The sequence below is a fragment of the Myroides sp. NP-2 genome (assembly GCF_014145665.1).
Classification (GTDB): Bacteria; Bacteroidota; Bacteroidia; order Flavobacteriales; family Flavobacteriaceae; genus Flavobacterium.
Genome location: NZ_JACHTD010000049.1, coordinates 1 through 703, shown reverse-complemented (window position 1 = coordinate 703; position 703 = coordinate 1). Strand labels below are relative to the sequence as shown.

At 32.0% G+C, this 703-nt stretch carries 1 protein-coding gene; it reads left to right on the top strand.

Annotated elements, in window-relative coordinates; genetic code table 11:
* Positions 1-78: 78 nt before the first annotated feature.
* Positions 79-703: hypothetical protein (locus tag H4K35_RS15570; RefSeq protein WP_182628811.1), on the top strand; the 625-nt coding region annotated here is incomplete at its 3' end.

The following is a 703-nucleotide window of genomic DNA, read 5'->3' as shown; positions in this document are numbered from 1 at the left end:
TTGCAGAAATGGAGAAAGCCAACATAAAAAACAAACCTCAATCAAAAATAATCAAATTAGCTTCAAACCAATAGACTTATGATACCTATCGAATTTACAGAAACAGCTCGTTTACAGGAAGAACTGAACCGTTTAGAATCAAAATTTGAACAAGATGCTCTTAGGGTTGAAAATCCTGAATTTGCTGATCGATTAGAAGCCTATCAGCACTCATCTACAAAATACGAGTTAGAACCCGAAGAGCAGTACAAACGTCAAATAAATGACAGTTTTAAAACCGAATACAAGCAACTGGAAGAAGCTCAAATATACTTTTTAGGTTGTTCCAATTCTTTATATACTATTCACTATGAAAGTCGATTAGAAGCCTTTAAAAACTCATATCCTGATGCCCAAGAACACAACTTTATTCACGATGAGTTACAGATATTGATAAACTTTGAACTACCAAATTATTTAGATAACAATCTGATAAAGTCAATAGGTTACTCAATAGAACGAAATAAAGAGTTTCTTATTAAGAGATTGGAAGAGTTAGGATTTACAGTCAGTTTTTCTATTGATAAAGACGATTTGGAAACATTGTCAATCAAGACCAATCAGAAAGATTTATCAATAAGTAAACAGAATATTTCCACGCTAAAGTGGAAAGCAAATGTTACTGACTTAGTAGAGTTAGGAATGGCTCTTATAGAAAGTAAAT